The sequence below is a fragment of the Paraburkholderia strydomiana genome, assembly GCF_046030495.1.
In the GTDB taxonomy this organism is placed as follows: Bacteria; Pseudomonadota; Gammaproteobacteria; order Burkholderiales; family Burkholderiaceae; genus Paraburkholderia; species Paraburkholderia strydomiana_A.
The window spans coordinates 1-1,496 of the sequence record NZ_JAQQCJ010000064.1; the positions used below are offsets into that span (position 1 = coordinate 1).

The window sequence follows — 1,496 nt, forward strand, 5'->3', positions numbered from 1 at the left end:
TCCTGCTTCGGGCTGCCTGCTGTGGCGCATGCTGCGGCGAGATAGCCAGCCCGGAGCCAGACCATGAACGGACGTGGATTCATCACGATCAGCATGCACGAGCTTGAGCGCGTGAAGATCATTGAGGCGGTCGTCCAGCATCGCCTGACGGTCGGGCTGGCGGCGGAACGTCTGCTGCTGTGCGAGCGTCAGGTCAGCCGGCTGGTGCGGCGCTACGAGGCCGCCGGACCGGCCGGGCTGGTATCGGCACGGCGTGGGCAGCCGAGCAATCGCGAGCTGCCGGTGGATGTCCGTGCGCGTGCGATGGCGCTGGTGCGCGAACGCTACGCCGATTTTGGGCCGACGCTGGCGTGCGAGAAACTCGCCGAGTCTCATGGCGTGATACTAGCGAAGGAAACCGTGCGGCGCTGGATGCGTGAGGCCGGGCTGTGGATTCCGCGCAAACAGCGGCCACCGAAGCTGCATCAGCCGAGGAACCGTCGGGCGTGTCTGGGCGAACTGGTGCAGATCGACGGCAGCGATCACCGGTGGTTCGAGGAACGCGCGCCCGCGTGCACGCTGCTGGTGTTCATCGACGATGCGACGGGCCGGCTGATGGCCTTGCACTTCACGGCGACCGAATCGACCTTCAGTTACTTCGAGGCGATGCGCGCGTATCTCGAACAGCATGGCAAGCCGGTGGCGCTGTACAGCGACAAGGCCAGCGTGTTTCACTGCAACAGCCATTCGGTCACGCCAGGCAAGGGTGTGACGCAGTTTGGCCGCGCGCTGTATGAGCTGAATGTAGATACGTTCTGCGCCAACAGCAGCCAGGCGAAGGGCCGTGTCGAGCGCGCCAATCTGACGTTGCAGGACCGGCTCGTCAAGGAATTGCGGCTACGCGGGATCAGCACGAAGGAGGCCGGCAATGCTTACGCGCCCCACTTCATCGCTGACTTTAACGGCCGGTTTGGCAAGGTGCCGCGGAGCACGTTCGATGCACACCGGCCGCTGCGGGTGGATGATGATCTTGATCTGATCCTGACGGTCCGTGTGCCGCGGCGCGTGTCGAAGGTGCTGACGGTCCAGTACGACCGGGTGATCTATCTGCTTGAAGACACGGTCGCCAACCGCAGTCTGATTCACAGTTATCTGGATGTGTTCGAGTATCCGGATGGGCGCATCGAGATCCGGGTGAATGGCGCTGCCCTGCCCTGTGTGCCGTATGACCGGCTCTCGGAGATCAATCAGGCGGCGGTGGTCGATAACAAGCGGCTTGGACACACGTTACAGATGGCGCAGTTGATCCAGGCGCAGCGTGATGACCGTCGGGCGTCGGGCTCGCCATCGCGGACCAACCAGGGCGAAGCGCCGCGGCCGAAGGAGCGCAAGGTAGGCACCCGCAAGCAGCGCGAGCTGACCCGGGAGCAGTTGAATGAAGCGATTCTGGGAACTGCCGGAATGCGGGCTGGCTCGGTGCTCAAAAGCCCCCTAACATAGATATTTCTGAACCTCAA

General features: G+C 63.5%; 1 protein-coding gene. It reads left to right on the forward strand.

Features of this window, described 5'->3' with window-relative positions:
* Positions 1–63: 63 nt before the first annotated feature.
* Positions 64–1,479, forward strand: a complete 1,416-nt coding sequence (locus PQQ53_RS34895; protein WP_408329267.1) for an ISNCY family transposase — start codon at positions 64–66, stop codon at positions 1,477–1,479.
* The last annotated feature ends 17 nt before the right edge of the window (positions 1,480–1,496 follow it).

What these genes read in the sequence shown, in the direction of transcription:
- PQQ53_RS34895 (WP_408329267.1), top strand. Translation starts at nt 64, where the DNA reads ATGAACGGACGTGGATTCATCACGATCAGCATGCACGAGCTTGAGCGC.